General features: G+C 65.5%; 13 protein-coding genes. 6 read left to right on the top strand and 7 right to left on the bottom strand.

The window, feature by feature from the left end; all coding sequences use genetic code 11:
- Positions 1 to 10: 10 nt before the first annotated feature.
- Together cueR and DFR51_RS01230 are read right to left on the bottom strand one after the other, a co-directional pair.
- The gene (gene cueR / locus DFR51_RS01235; protein WP_121047236.1) at positions 11 to 406 is read right to left on the bottom strand and encodes a Cu(I)-responsive transcriptional regulator; all 396 of its coding nucleotides are present in this window, start codon (positions 404 to 406) and stop codon (positions 11 to 13) included.
- Positions 403 to 2529, bottom strand: a complete 2127-nt coding sequence (locus DFR51_RS01230; protein ID WP_121047235.1) for a copper-transporting P-type ATPase — start codon at positions 2527 to 2529, stop codon at positions 403 to 405. The genes cueR and DFR51_RS01230 overlap by 4 nt, the downstream gene beginning before the upstream one ends.
- A gap of 135 nt (positions 2530 to 2664) precedes the next feature.
- On the opposite strand from DFR51_RS01230, the gene DFR51_RS01225 reads away from it, so the two are divergent.
- From DFR51_RS01225 to DFR51_RS01210, 4 genes are all read left to right on the top strand, one after another.
- Positions 2665 to 4365, top strand: a complete 1701-nt coding sequence (locus tag DFR51_RS01225) for a copper resistance system multicopper oxidase (protein ID WP_121047234.1) — start codon at positions 2665 to 2667, stop codon at positions 4363 to 4365.
- Positions 4362 to 5348, top strand: coding sequence for a copper resistance protein B (locus DFR51_RS01220; protein ID WP_121047233.1), 987 nt, complete (start codon positions 4362 to 4364; stop codon positions 5346 to 5348). The genes DFR51_RS01225 and DFR51_RS01220 overlap by 4 nt, the downstream gene beginning before the upstream one ends.
- A gap of 149 nt (positions 5349 to 5497) precedes the next feature.
- The gene (locus DFR51_RS01215; RefSeq protein ID WP_121047232.1) at positions 5498 to 6091 is read left to right on the top strand and encodes a PEP-CTERM sorting domain-containing protein; all 594 of its coding nucleotides are present in this window, start codon (positions 5498 to 5500) and stop codon (positions 6089 to 6091) included.
- Between the two features lie 130 nt (positions 6092 to 6221).
- Complete coding sequence (locus DFR51_RS01210) at positions 6222 to 6623, top strand: acyl-CoA thioesterase (protein WP_121047231.1); 402 nt, start codon at positions 6222 to 6224, stop codon at positions 6621 to 6623.
- A gap of 44 nt (positions 6624 to 6667) precedes the next feature.
- On the opposite strand, the gene DFR51_RS01205 is transcribed toward DFR51_RS01210, so the two are convergent.
- The 4 genes from DFR51_RS01205 to DFR51_RS01190 are packed head-to-tail and all read right to left on the bottom strand — an operon-like array spanning position 6668 to position 10573.
- The gene (locus DFR51_RS01205) at positions 6668 to 7393 is read right to left on the bottom strand and encodes a proteasome-type protease (protein WP_121047230.1); all 726 of its coding nucleotides are present in this window, start codon (positions 7391 to 7393) and stop codon (positions 6668 to 6670) included.
- A 13-nt stretch (positions 7394 to 7406) separates the two neighbouring features.
- On the bottom strand, positions 7407 to 8225 hold the full coding sequence (locus DFR51_RS01200) for a transglutaminase family protein (protein ID WP_121047229.1): 819 nt from the start codon (positions 8223 to 8225) through the stop codon (positions 7407 to 7409).
- Positions 8225 to 9181, bottom strand: coding sequence for an alpha-E domain-containing protein (locus DFR51_RS01195; RefSeq protein WP_197723695.1), 957 nt, complete (start codon positions 9179 to 9181; stop codon positions 8225 to 8227). Before DFR51_RS01195 ends, DFR51_RS01200 begins: the two co-directional genes overlap by 1 nt.
- A complete protein-coding gene (locus DFR51_RS01190) occupies positions 9182 to 10573 on the bottom strand; it encodes a circularly permuted type 2 ATP-grasp protein (RefSeq protein ID WP_121047228.1) in 1392 nt (463 codons plus the stop codon).
- A gap of 187 nt (positions 10574 to 10760) precedes the next feature.
- Here DFR51_RS01190 and argJ point away from each other — a divergent pair, with 187 nt between their 5' ends.
- On the top strand, positions 10761 to 11999 hold the full coding sequence (gene argJ / locus DFR51_RS01185) for a bifunctional glutamate N-acetyltransferase/amino-acid acetyltransferase ArgJ (RefSeq protein ID WP_121049558.1): 1239 nt from the start codon (positions 10761 to 10763) through the stop codon (positions 11997 to 11999).
- Positions 12000 to 12048: 49 nt separating this feature from the next.
- Positions 12049 to 13260 carry a TCR/Tet family MFS transporter gene (locus DFR51_RS01180; protein ID WP_121047227.1) on the top strand — a complete coding sequence of 404 codons (1212 nt, stop codon included), beginning with the start codon at positions 12049 to 12051 and terminating at the stop codon, positions 13258 to 13260.
- 16 nt (positions 13261 to 13276) lie between these two features.
- Here the strand turns inward: DFR51_RS01180 and trxA are convergent, their stop codons facing one another.
- Entirely contained in the window at positions 13277 to 13600 is a 324-nt protein-coding gene (gene trxA / locus DFR51_RS01175; RefSeq protein WP_121047226.1) for a thioredoxin, read from the bottom strand.
- Positions 13601 to 13625: the final 25 nt, after the last annotated feature.

The raw sequence follows: 13625 nt of genomic DNA, 5'->3' as shown, positions 1-13625 counted from the left end.
ACGACGCCGTTCAGCTCATCTTTGCCGCGAGCGCGTCAATGATAGGGCAGTCGGGGCGGGAATCGCCGTGGCAACCCTTCGCCAGATGGATGAGCGTGCTGCGCATCGCCTCGATCGCCTTCATTTTCTCGCCAAGCGCCTCGGCCTGCTGCAGCGCGAGGCGCTTGACGTCGGCGCTGCTACGCTCGCGGTCGGACCAGAGCGCCAGAAGCGTGCGGATTTCCTCGATGCCGAAGCCGAGATCGCGCGCGTTGGCAATGAAGCGCAAGCGATGCACGTCGTCCTCGCCATAGTCGCGGTAGCCCGAGTCCCGGCGTGGCGGCACCGGGATGAGGCTGATCCCTTCATAGTGGCGGATCATGCGCTGGCTGACGCCGCTCTTCTTCGATACCGCACCGATGTTCACAGCCTCACCCCTCTCAGCCGAAGCGCATTGCCGATCACCGTGACCGAACTCAGAGACATGGCCGCCCCTGCGATCATCGGGCTCAGCAGCAGCCCGAACACCGGATAGAGCACGCCCGCCGCGATCGGAACGCCCGCCGCATTGAACACGAACGAGAAGAACAGGTTCTGACGGATGTTGCGCATCACCGCGCGGCTGAGGCGACGCGCGCGAACGATGCCGCGAAGGTCGCCCTTCACGAGCGTGACGGAGGCGCTTTCCATGGCGACATCCGTGCCGGTACCCATCGCGATGCCGACGTTCGCGGCAGCGAGCGCGGGCGCATCGTTGATGCCGTCTCCGGCCATCGCGACGATACGCCCCTCGGCGCGCAGGCGCTCGACGGCCTTCTGCTTGTCGGCGGGCAGCACCTCGGCGATCACCGAGTCGATGCCGCCGATCCGCTTCGCGACCGCTTCCGCCGTCGCGCGGCTGTCGCCGGTGAGCATGACGACGTGGAGGCCCTCACGCTTGAGGTCCGCGATGGCTTCCGACGCGCTTTCCTTCACCGGATCGGCCACCGCGAGGAAGCCCGCGAAGGCGCCGTCGATGGCGAGGTACATCACGCCCTCGCCCGAAGCGCGCCGATCGTCCGCCTTCGCGTCGAGTGCCGACGTATCGAGGCCCGCCATCATCGCGCGGTTGCCGAGACGGACGCGGCGACCGTCCACCATCCCCGAGACGCCCTTGCCGGTTTCCGATGCGAAATCGCTGACATCGCCCAGAACAAGCCCGCGCTCCTCCGCGGCATCGACAATCGCGGCGGCGAGCGGATGCTCGCTTCCGCGCTCCACCGATGCGGCGAGGCGCAGCATATCGTCATGGTCGTCGCCTTCGATGCCGACGAGGCGCGGCTTGCCGAGCGTCAGCGTGCCGGTCTTGTCGACGACAAGTGTGTCGACCTTTTCCATGCGCTCCAGCGCTTCGGCGTTGCGGACGAGCACGCCCGCCGCCGCGCCGCGGCCGGTGCCGACCATGATCGACATCGGCGTCGCGAGCCCGAGCGCGCAGGGGCAGGCGATGATGAGCACCGAAACGCCCGCGACGAGCGCGTGGGCGAGGCGCGGCTCCGGCCCCACAAACAGCCAGACGGCGAAGGCGAGTACCGCAACGAGCACCACGGCGGGCACGAACCAGCCCGAAACCGTGTCGGCGAGGCTTTGGATCGGCGCGCGCGAACGCTGCGCCTCTGCGACCATCCGCACGATCTGCGCGAGCAAGGTATCGCTGCCGACGCGCGACGCGCGGACGACGAGCATCCCGGTGCCGTTCACCGTCGCGCCCGTCACCGCGTCGCCGGTGGCCTTTTCAGCCGGGACCGGCTCGCCCGTCAGCATGGATTCGTCGACCGACGAGCACCCTTCCTCGACGATACCGTCCACGGGAACCTTCTCGCCGGGGCGTACGCGGAGCAGATCGCCGACCGCGATGTGGCCGATGTCCACATCAGATTCGCTGCCGTCCGCCGCGATCCGCCGCGCGTGCTTCGGCGCGAGGCCGAGCAGCGCCTTGATCGCCTTGCCGGTCGCGGCGCGGGCGCGCAGCTCGAGCACCTGCCCGAGCAGCACAAGTGCGACGATGACCGCTGCCGCCTCGAAATACACCGGGACCTGACCATGCATCGTGTGCAGGCTTGCGGGAAACAGGCCGGGCGCGAGCGTCGCGACGACGCTGTAGGCATAGGCGACCCCGACGCCGAGGCCGATGAGCGTGAACATGTTGAGACTGCGCGTGCGGACCGAAGCGATGGCCCGCTCGAAGAACGGCAGTCCCGCCCACAGCACCACCGGCGTCGCGAGCGCGAACTGGACGAACACCATCGTCCGCATCGGCAGCAGGTGCCAGCCGAGCATGTCCGTGCCCATCGCCAGTACGAACAGCGGCAGCGCGAGCGCAGCGGCGACCCAAAATCGCCGCGTGAAATCGATCAGCTCAGGGTTGGGCGCGTCGTCGAGCGATGGCGACTCGGGCTCCAGCGCCATGCCGCAGATCGGGCACGTACCCGGCCCGTCCTGTCGGATTTGCGGGTGCATCGGGCAGATCCACATGACGCCGGGCGCCACGGTTGCGGGGTCTACCGGCATACTATGTTGATGATCGTGGTGTTTGCAGCAATCGGACACTGAAAATCTCCTCTTGCCAGCACATTGAACCTTTACACCATGTGAGGGTCAAGAGCCCTTGACCTTACCATAGTGTCAAGGTGCAAACCTCCTCTCATGAACAGACTCGCCCTTTCTCGACGCGCGCTGATCGGCGGTATCGGCGCTACGGCTCTTTTCCCTGCATGGGCACGGAGCGGCACACCCGGCATCGGCGCCGCGCTGTCAGGCCCCGAGATTCGGCTGAACGTCGGCCACACGCCGTTCACCGTCGGTGGCCGCACCGGCCATGCCGTGACGGTGAACGGCACGCTCCCCGCCCCGCTGATCCGGCTGAAGGAAGGCCAGACCGCGCGGCTGATCGTCACCAATCACCTGGACGAAGACACATCGATTCATTGGCACGGGCTGCTGCTGCCCTTCCAGATGGACGGCGTGCCCGGCATCAGCTTCTCCGGCATCGCGCCGCATTCGAGCTTCACCTACGAATTCCCTGTGATCCAGTCGGGCACCTATTGGTACCACAGCCATTCGAACCTGCAGGAGGCGATGGGCCACTACGGCCCCATCGTCATCGATCCTGCGGACGCCGATCCGGTCGCCTACGACCGCGAGCACGTGGTCGTGCTCTCGGACTGGAGCTTCATGCATCCGCACGCGGTCATGAAGAAGCTGAAGCAGGACGCGGAGTTCTTCCGCCGCGACAACCCCAACTTCGCCGAGCTTGCCGCGGGCAAGGGCCAGACCCTGAAAGAGCGGCTGGAGTGGGGCGCCATGCGCATGAGCCCCGCCGACATTTCGGACGTGACGGGCGCGACCTACACCTATCTCGTGAACGGGCACGGCCCGGCCGAGAACTGGACCGGGCTCTTCAATCCGGGCGAGCGCGTGCGGCTGCGCATCATCAACGCGTCGGCCATGACCATCTTCAACGTGCGCATTCCCGGCCTGCCCATGACCGTTGTGAACGCGGACGGGGAGAACGTGCGGCCGGTGGAGACGGACGAACTCCAGATCAGCGTCGCCGAAACCTACGACGTGATCGTAACGCCGGGTGACGCCGCCTACACGCTCGCCGCCGAAAGCGTCGACCGCTCCGGCATGGCCCACGCGACGCTCGCGCCCCGCATGGGCATGAGCGCGCCGGTGCCGAAGCTGCGCGAGCGCCCGACGCTTTCAATGAAGGACATGGGTCACGGCGGCGGCGGAGACCATGCCGCGATGGGCCATTCGATGAAGATGCGCGATCCCGAGAATGCGGCGCGCGCGGGCGTGAAGCTCAGCCCCGGTGTCGACATGATCGCGCCGATGCCGGTGGACCGGGTCGGCGACCGGGGGCTCGGGCTTGAAGACGAGACGCACCGCGTGCTCGTCTACACCGATCTCGTCGCGCTCGCGCCGAACCCGGACACGCGGTCGCCTTCGCGCTCGCTCGAAATCCACCTGACGAGCAACATGGAACGCTACATGTGGTCGTTCAACGGCGAGCAGTTCAGCCCCGTGACCGAGCCGTTCCGCTTCGAGAAAAACGAGCGCGTGCGCGTGACGCTGGTGAACGACACGATGATGGCGCACCCCATCCACCTGCACGGCCATTTCTTCGAGGTTGTGAACGGCCACGAGGGCCATCACCCGAGGAAGCACACCGTGAACGTGCTGCCCGGCGGCAAGGTCTCCTTCGATCTCACCGCAGACGCGCCCGGCGACTGGGCGTTCCACTGCCACCTGCTGATGCACATGCACCTCGGCATGTTCAACGTGGTGACGGTGCGGCCCCTCGACAGCGAAAGAACGCACGGTGCGGGAGACGCGGCATGAAGCGGCTGATCGCACTCCTCCTCATCGGCACAGCAGGCCCTGCGTTCGCGCAGGACCATTCGCAGCACCAGATGCCCGCCGATGATCCCCACGCCGGCCACGCCATGCCCGCCCCGACCGACGATCCCCACGCAGGCCACACGATGCCGGCGCCGACCGACCCGCACGCTGGCCATGTGATGCCGCAAGCAGACCCCCACGCGGGACACGGCGCCACCCCCTCCGGCCCTTCCATTTCCAAAGGTCCGCCGCCCGCCGCCGCGGCCGGTGGGCCCACCTACGCCGCCGACGCCGTGTTCGGCGCCGACACGATGGCCGCCGCACGCGCCGCGCTCTACAAGGAGACGGGCGGCATGACGGTGTCGAAGACCATCGTCGATCGACTCGAGGCGGGCTTCGGGCAGGGCGAAGAGACCTACCTGTGGGACGTGCAGGGCTGGATCGGCCGCGACATCGACAAGTTCTGGTGGAAGACCGAAGGCGAAGGCGCGTTCGGCGGTCCGCTCGAATCCGCCGAGGTTCAGGCGCTGTGGAGTCATGCCATCGGCCCGTTCTTCGATCTACAGGCGGGCGTGCGCTACGACATCCGCCCGGAGCCGGACCGCGCGCACGCGGTGATCGGCATCCAGGGTCTCGCGCCCTACAAGTTCGAGGTGGACGCCGCCGCCTTCATCTCGACGAAGGGCGACGTCACCGCGCGCATCGAGGCCGAATACGACCAGCGGCTGACGCAGAAGCTGATCCTGCAGCCACGCATCGAGGTGGAGCTTTCGGCTCAGGACATCCCAGAATACGGCATCGGCGCGGGCCTCTCCGCGATCGAGGCGGGCGCCCGGCTCGGCTATGAATTCGTACCGCAGTTCCGGCCCTACGTCGGCGTCGAATGGCACCGGAAGATCGGCGACACGGCCGATTTCGCGCGCGCGGCGGGCGAAGACGTGGACGCGGTACGCGGGCTTGTCGGCGTGCGTTTCTGGTTCTGAACGCGAGAGCGTCGGAATTATTAACAGTTTTTACGGAGACGTAACAAAACCTGCCTCCGCATCGCCCGGAACAGTGCGGTTTTTTCCGGCATGGCACGTGCATTGCATGGTTAACCCCATCAAGTCTTTGCTTTGCTTGGAGAAAAAATATGAGCATCTTGAAAGTCGCCGCTGCGACCGCCCTGCTGGGCATGACCGCCTTCGCCGCCCCCGCCAACGCCGGCCTCGTTTTCGACGTCGATCAGGGCGGCTCCAGCCTCACCGTCGACACGAGCGGTTGCATCGGCTGGTGTGGCGTTTCCAGCGGTCTCTCGTTCGGGAGCGATTTCTCGTTTTCGCTTGAGGAAGGCGAGGGCTACACGTTCAACTTCGGCCAGATCACGCCGAGCGGCTTCGGCGCGGGCCACGCCACGTTCACCGCGACGCTCGCCTTTTTCGAGCCGATCGCCGGTTCGGCCTCCTCGGGCGGTGAAGCCTATTACATCACGGCCGGCGGCATCATCACCGGCGGCTCGCTGATCTGGGACGACATTTCCACGATCGTCACGGCAGACGGTTCCGAATTCACCGTGGACTTCCACGACCTCGCCGGCATCGATTTCTTCGCGCCGATCGGCGTGAAGGCGACGGTCACGGCCGTGAAGGTCGTCGCGCCCGTCGAGGTGCCGGAGCCGGCCGCGCTTGCGCTCTTCGGTCTCGGCCTCATCGGCGTTGGCGCCGCGCGCCGCCGCAAGGCCGCGTAAGCGACCGTTTCGTCACGCAGGAGTGCCGCCGGAGCCATCTCCGGCGGCACTTTTCGTCAGGGCCTGCGGCATTCTGTCCGCACGCGGGCATCGCTCGCTAAATCGGCCCGTGCCTGCTATCCTGAGAAAAATGAGCAACCCCGCCCCTTTCAGCTACGCGATCGAGATCAGCCCTGCCGATATCGATTTCATGGGCCACGTGAACAATGCGAGCTACCTGAAGTGGGTTCAGGACGCGGTGCTCAGCCACTGGCAGCGCTTCGCGCCCGCGGATGCCGTCGCCGCGCACCTGTGGGTCGCGCTGAAACACGAGATCACCTACCGCCGCCCGACCTTCCTCGACGACGAGGTGATCGCCACTGTCCTCCTCGAAAAGGTGCACGGCGCGCGGGCGTTCTACGAAACGATCATCAAGCGCGGCGAGGAGGTTCTCGCCGAAGTGAAATCAAGCTGGTGCTGCGTGGATGCCGAAACGCTGCGCCCCGCACGGCTTGCGCAAAACGTAATCGACCGCTTCTTCGGAAAACCCTGATCGCCTGAAGCCCGCTGCGCAAACTTCAGCGCAGGCCACGCCTCCTAGATTTCGATCCGCGTGAAGCCTTCACGAAGCGTTCGGCTCCAGGCTTCCGACATCGCAGAGAAAGCCGGATCGCCCGGTTCAAAGCGGTGCGTTTCGGAAACCGTGAGATCATCCTTGCGGATCACCGCGAGATCCAGCGGCATCCCCACCGACAGGTTGGAACGCAACGTCGAATCCATCGAGAGCAGCAACGCCTTGCGCGCATCGTCGATCGGCATGTCCTTCCGCACGACCCGGTCGAGGATCGGCTTGCCGTACTTGTGCTCGCCGATCTGCAGGAACGGCGTGTCTTCCGTGGCCTCGATGAAATTGCCCTCGGGGTAGATCAGAAACATGCGCGGGCCGCCGCCCTTGCGCTGCCCGGCGAGGATCATCGACGCGGTGGCGCCCTGCTTCATGCGTTCAAGCTTCTCGGAAATCTCCGAAGTGACCTGCGAGAGCGTGTCGCCCACGATCTGCGCGACCTCCAGCATCGTCGCCGCCTTCATGATCGATGGCGTTTCGGTCTGTTCCGGGTCGTCGATCGCATCGCGAAGCCGCGCGATCACCGTCTGCGTCACCGAAAGGCTGCCCGCCGTCATCAGCGCGATCACGCGCTCGCCCGGCTCCTCGAACACGAACATCTTCTTGTAGCTGGCGATGTTGTCGAAACCGGCGTTGGTGCGCGTGTCCGAAAGGAGCACGATACCATCATTGAGGAGGACGCCGACGCAGTATGTCATGGTGCTGCAACCTTTATTGCTGCACCGCGGTAACCGCAACGGTCACATCGAGATCTTCGTTCGCGACACCGAAGGAAACACCCCGGATCGGCGCCGCGGACTCCGAATCGATCCCCGAGCCGAGGCGGATATAGCGTTCATCGGGGCAGCAGCGGTTGGCAGGATCGAACCCGACCCAACCCAGGGCATCGACATAAAGCTCCGCCCAGGCATGGCTCGCCTCGTGCGGAACGCCGTCGGCACTGGCGAACAGATAGCCCGACACGTAGCGCGCCGGGATGCCGACCGACACCGCGCAGGCAATGAGTGCGTGCGCGTGGTCCTGGCAGACGCCGAGGCCGAGGGCGAGCGCTTCGGCGGCCGTCGTATGCGCGTGCGTTTCGCCCGGCGCGTATACGATGCCGTCGGCGACCGCGGCGGACATGGCATGCGCCCGGTCGAGATGGGCGGTTTCGGGAATGTCCGATACGGCCTTTGCGGCCAGCTTCCTCAGCGCTGCATCGGGACGCGTCGCGCGTGTGGTGCGAAGGTAGACGAGCGGCGAGATACGCTCGCGGTGGTTTTTGAGCACGCCCGCCAGATCCACGGTCTCGATCGTGCCGGTCACGTGAATGTCCACGGCTTCGACAAGGCCGTGCAGCGACATGGTCCGGATCGTATCGCCTGCACCGTCTGTGAACGGCTGCGAGAAGCGTCCGCCTTCCACCTCCACCTTCCAGTCGAGCGTGCGCTGACCGGCAAAGCGGGAAGGCGTCAGCCGATGGCTCTGGACTACCTGGCGGATCGGCGAAGCGTAGCGGTAGCGCGTGATATGAGAGACGGAGACGCGCATCAGCCGCCTCCGAACAGATACGTATCCGCGATCTCGCTGCCAAGCGCAGCGGTGCGGCGGATATGGCCGGTCAGAAACTCGTGAAGGCCCGAAAAGACGATGTCGTCGATCTGGGTATCGGCAAGTTCGGCGAGCATCGTCCGCGCAGTCTGGTGGGGCTTCGTACGCTGGCCATAGGCGCGGGAGAGACGCGCGAGGTGATAGTTGGTTTGTTCAGCGCAGTGGATGAGCGAGCGCGGGCAGGATTTGTTGAGAATGAGGAAGTGCGCGATCTTCCCCGGCGTGTAGTCGCCGCCGTAGGCCCAGTGGAACGCACGGAAGACCGACATGGCGCGCAGCAGCGTGGTCCACTGGTAATTGTCGATGCCCCCGCCTACGCGGTCCGTCACCGGCAGCAGCACATAATATTTCACATCGAGCATCCGCGCCGTGTTGTCGGCGCGCTCGATGTAATAGCCGAGGTTCATGAAGTCGTAGCCGTCCTGCTGCAGCTGCGTGTTCTCGATCGCACCGCGCAGAAGCGCCGTCTGCCGCTTGGTCCAGTCGCACAGCGACATCAGGTCGGCGCGGCCCGGCCCGCGCCGTTCGAACGCCTTCATGTCCTGAAACGCGCCGTTCAGCGCGTCCCAAACCTCGCTGGTGACAGCCGTGCGGACGACCCTTGCGTTGTCGCGGGCGCGGGCAATGCAGTTCGCAACGGATGAGGTGTTCTCGCGGTCGAAGAACAGAAATGTCTCCACCGTGGCGGGCGTTGTCTCGCCGTAGCGTGATGCAAACGCCGCCGCGCCGCCCGCCGCGGCCAGGATCGATGCCCAGTCGTTCTGGTGCCCCGTGCCCGCGGACGGCATCAGCGCGATACGATAGCCGACCTCCAGCAGGCGTGCCATCGTCTCGGCCCGCTCCATGTAGCGGGTCATCCAGAAGAGGTTTTCGGCGGTGCGGCTCAGCATGGTCATTCAGTCCGCCAGCACCCACGTGTCTTTCACGCCGCCGCCCTGCGATGAATTGACGACAAGCGACCCCTCGCGAAGCGCGACGCGCGTCAGCCCGCCCGCACAAAGATGGATGCGCTCGCCGACGAGACAGTATGGCCGGAGGTCGACATGGCGCGGCGCAAGGCCGGACTCGACGTAGGTTGGCGTCGTCGAGAGCGACAGCGTGGGCTGGGCGATAAATTCTGAGGGGTTGGCCTTGATGCGCCGTGCATAGGCTTCAACCTCGGCGCGCGTCGAGGCGGGTCCGACCAACATGCCGTATCCTCCCGAACCATGCACTTCCTTGACGACGAGATCGGAAAGGTTGCCGAGGACGTAAGCGAGATCGTCAGCATTGCCGCACTGCCACGTCGGCACGTTCGCCAGAACGGGCTCCTCGCCCAGATAAAAACGGATCATCTCCGGCACGTAGGTGTAGATCGCCTTGTCGTCCGCCACACCCGCACCGGGCGCCGAGGCGATCGCGACATTGCCCGCGCGGTACACGTTCATCAGCCCCGGCACGCCCAGCATCGAATCGGGGCGGAAGCAGAGCGGATCGAGAAAGTCGTCGTCAATGCGGCGGTAGATCACGTCCACGCGCTTCGGCCCCATCGTCGTGCGCATGTAAACGTGGTCGCCGTCGACGAAGAGATCCTGCCCCTCCACGAGCTCGACGCCCATCTGGTCGGCGAGAAACGAGTGCTCGTAATAGGCGCTGTTGAGCGAGCCCGGCGTGAGCAGCACCACGGTCGGCTCACCCTTGCAGCCCCCGGGCGCGACGCTCATCAGCGTGCGGCGCAATTGGTTCGGATAATCCTCCACGGGCTCAACGCGGTTCCGCTGAAAGAGATCCGGGAACATCCTCATCATGATTTCCCGGTTCTCCAGCATGTAGGAAACACCGGACGGCGTGCGGCAATTGTCCTCGAGCACGAAGAAATCGGTGGGGCCCGTGCGCACGATATCAACGCCGACGATGTGGCTGTAGATGCCGCGTGGCGGCTGGATACCCACCACCGCAGGCTCATAGGCCGCGTTCTGGAAAATCCTCTCTGCCGGGATGCGCCCCGCGCGGACGATTTCGGCGCGGTCGTAAACGTCGCGAAGGAAGGCGTTGAGCGCCTGCGCGCGCTGCTTCACGCCGCGCTCAAGCCGCCGCCATTCGTGCGCGGTGAACACGCGCGGGAAGATGTCGAAAGGAATGAGCCGTTCGGGATCGCCGCCCTCACCATACACCGCGAAGGTGATGCCGATACGGCGAAACAGGGCGTCGGCTTCGGCGCGTTTCAGATCGAGGAGGGCCGGCGGCATGTCCGTAACCCAACCCGAAAGGTCGAGATAGGGCGCGCGAACCGTTTCCCCGTCGTACATTTCGTTGAACGTCGAAATGCGTGTCCCCTTTTAAACCTGCGCTCCTTCGTCTCTGCTCGCCGCTTGGTCTTTGTCGTTGGACATGAAGCCTAACGCGGTGGAATCCCGTTGGCGAGTCCCCTCTTGCGGCTCGACCAAAACGCCGCGGTGGCCTAAACCGGGATCAGTTCCATCCACGAGGACAATGATGCACGACCGTTCGCCCCTGGCACCCGAAAAATTCCCGAAACTGCCCGATATCGAAGGCGTGCGCCTTGCGACCGCCCGCGCGGGATACAAGAACTGGGACCGGGCCGACATGCTGCTCGGCGAGTTCGCGGAGGGCACCGTTGTCGCCGGGCTGACGACGACGTCGAAGTGCCCCTCGCCGGAGGTCGAATGGTGCCGGAGTGCGCTTGCCAGGGGCAAGGCGCGCGCACTTGTCGTGAACGCGGGCAACTCAAACGCCTTCACCGGGCGGCGCGGCAAGGCCGCGTGCGACATGATCCTCGAAACGGTCTCCGGCGAACTCGGCATCGCGCGCGAAGAGATATTCCTCGCTTCGACAGGCGTGATCGGCGTGCCGCTCCCCGAGGACAAGGCGAAGGACGGCCTCCGGCAAGCGTTCAACAAGCTTTCGGTCGGGTCCGACGCAAGCTGGCTCCACGCCGCCTCGACGATCATGACAACCGATACGTTTGCGAAAGGCGCGGGTGCCACCGCCATCATCGGCGACCGCACCGTCGCGGTGGTCGGCATTGCCAAGGGCTCGGGCATGATCGCGCCCGACATGGCAACGATGCTCGCCTTCGTGTTCACCGACGCCGCCGTCTCCCCCGCCTACCTGAAGACGATGCTCGCGGCGGCAACCGACCTCAGCTTCCATGCGATCACCGTCGACAGTGACACCTCAACGAGCGACACCCTTCTCGCCTTCGCAACCGGCGCTGCAAAGAACGCCGAGATCACAGGCCCCGACTCGCCCGGCGCCGACGCCCTCCAGGCCGCGCTCACCCAGGTCTGCCGCGACCTCGCGCAGCAGGTCGTGCGCGACGGCGAAGGCGCGCAGAAGCTGATCGCCGTGAAGGTGGAAGGCGCAACCGATTATGCCTCCGCAAAACGCATCGCGCTCTCGATCGCCAACTCGCCGCTGGTAAAGACCGCGGTGGCCGGCGAAGACGCCAACTGGGGCCGCGTCGTCATGGCGGTCGGCAAGGCCGGCGAGCACGCCGACCGCGACAAGCTCTCGGTACGCTTCGGCGACACCATCGTCGCGAAAGACGGCATGGTCGTCGACGGTTACGATGAGGCACCGGTCGCCGCGCACCTCAAGGGTCAGGAGATCGAAATCGGCGTGAACCTCGGCCTGGGAGAAGGCCGCGCGACGGTTTGGACCTGCGACCTGACGCACGGCTACATCTCGATCAACGCCGACTATCGGAGCTGACATCCTGAGCGCGTGACGCCGCGCCCGCGCGCCGCTATGAGCGCCGACCATGTCCTCCGCGCGTTTCAGCCCCGCAATCGCTTTCATCCTCGCCGTCGCCGTTCTCGACGTGATGGCGATGGGGATCGTGATCCCTATCCTTCCCGCTCTCATCAAGGGTTTTGCGGGATCTGAAGCGGCCGCGGGGTACTGGAACGGCATCATGGTCGCGATCTGGGCAGGGATGCAGTTTCTCTGCTCGCCGATCATCGGCTCGATCTCCGACCGCTACGGGCGGCGGCCAACGATCCTCATCTCGACAGCAGGCCTGACGCTCGACTGGATCCTGATGGCCCTGGCGCCGGATCTGTGGTGGCTCGCCGTCGGGCGGATGATCGGGGGCATCACGTCGTCGAGCTTCACCGCCGTGTTCGCCTACATGGCCGACATCACCCCGCCCGAAGAGCGTGCGCGCGGCTACGGGCTCGTCGGCGCGGCCTTCAGTGCGGGGTTCATCGCCGGGCCGCTGATCGGCGGCGTTCTCGGCGAGATCAGCCCGCGCGCACCATTCTGGGCAGCGGCGGCACTGTCCGGCGTGACCTTCCTCTACGGTCTGTTCATCCTGCCGGAATCGCTGCCGAAGGAACGGCGCATGGCGTTTTCGTGGACACGCGCGAACCCGTTCGGCGCACTCAAACTGCTGCGCTCGCACCCGGAACTCTCCGGCCTCGCGGTCGTGAACTTCCTGCTCTACTTCGCGCACCACGTGTTCTCCGTGGTGTTCGTGCTCTACGCCGCGCACAAGCATGGCTGGACCCCGATGTACCTCGGCTTCGCGCTGGCGCTTGCGGGCATCCTGGAAATGATCGTGCAGGCGGGGCTGGTGGGCCCGGTAGTGAAACGCTTCGGCGACCGGCGCACGATGGTGACAGGGCTGGTGATGGGAAGCCTGGGCCTTGCCAGCATGGGCCTTGCGCCCACGGGGCTTCTTTTCACGCTGGCGCTGTTCCCCAATGCACTGTGGGCGCTCGCCATGCCGACGCTGCAATCGTTGATGACGCGCCGCGTCTCCGAAAGTGAACAAGGCCAGCTTCAGGGCGCAAACATGAGCGTCGGCAGCATCGCGGGCATCGCCTCGCCGCTGTTCTTCGGCTGGATGTACGAAATGACCGTAGGCGATGCACCGGGCGTCAGTTTCCTGATCGCGGCAGGCATCCTTGCGGCGGGTGCGTTATTGGCGGCGTTCGTCAGCCGACGGGCGGCGCTGGCGGAGGCAGCCTAGCCCCCGCCTTCACCGTTCAGGCGAGTTCGCCGACGAGCCAATCCTTGATCATCGACTTCGGCTGCGCGCCCACCTTGGTGGCGGCGGGCTTGCCGTCCTTGAACAGGATCATCGTGGGAATGCCCCGGATGCCGAACTGCGACGCGAGCTCGGGGTGATCGTCGGTGTTGAGCTTGGCGATCGTCACCTGATCGCCGAGTTCTTCCGAAAGCTCTTCGAGCGCCGGAGCGATCTGACGGCACGGGCCGCACCACGGCGCCCAGAAATCAACGAGAACCGGCTTTCCGGCGTTTGCAACTTCGGCTTCGAAGTTTTCAGGCGTAATGGCGGTGGAACCCATGAGAAGTCTCCATGAACAACAGCTT

Source organism: Sphingosinicella microcystinivorans (assembly GCF_003634215.1).
GTDB lineage: Bacteria > Pseudomonadota > Alphaproteobacteria > Sphingomonadales > Sphingomonadaceae > Sphingosinicella > Sphingosinicella microcystinivorans.
This window is presented reverse-complemented; position numbering and strand designations above follow the sequence as displayed.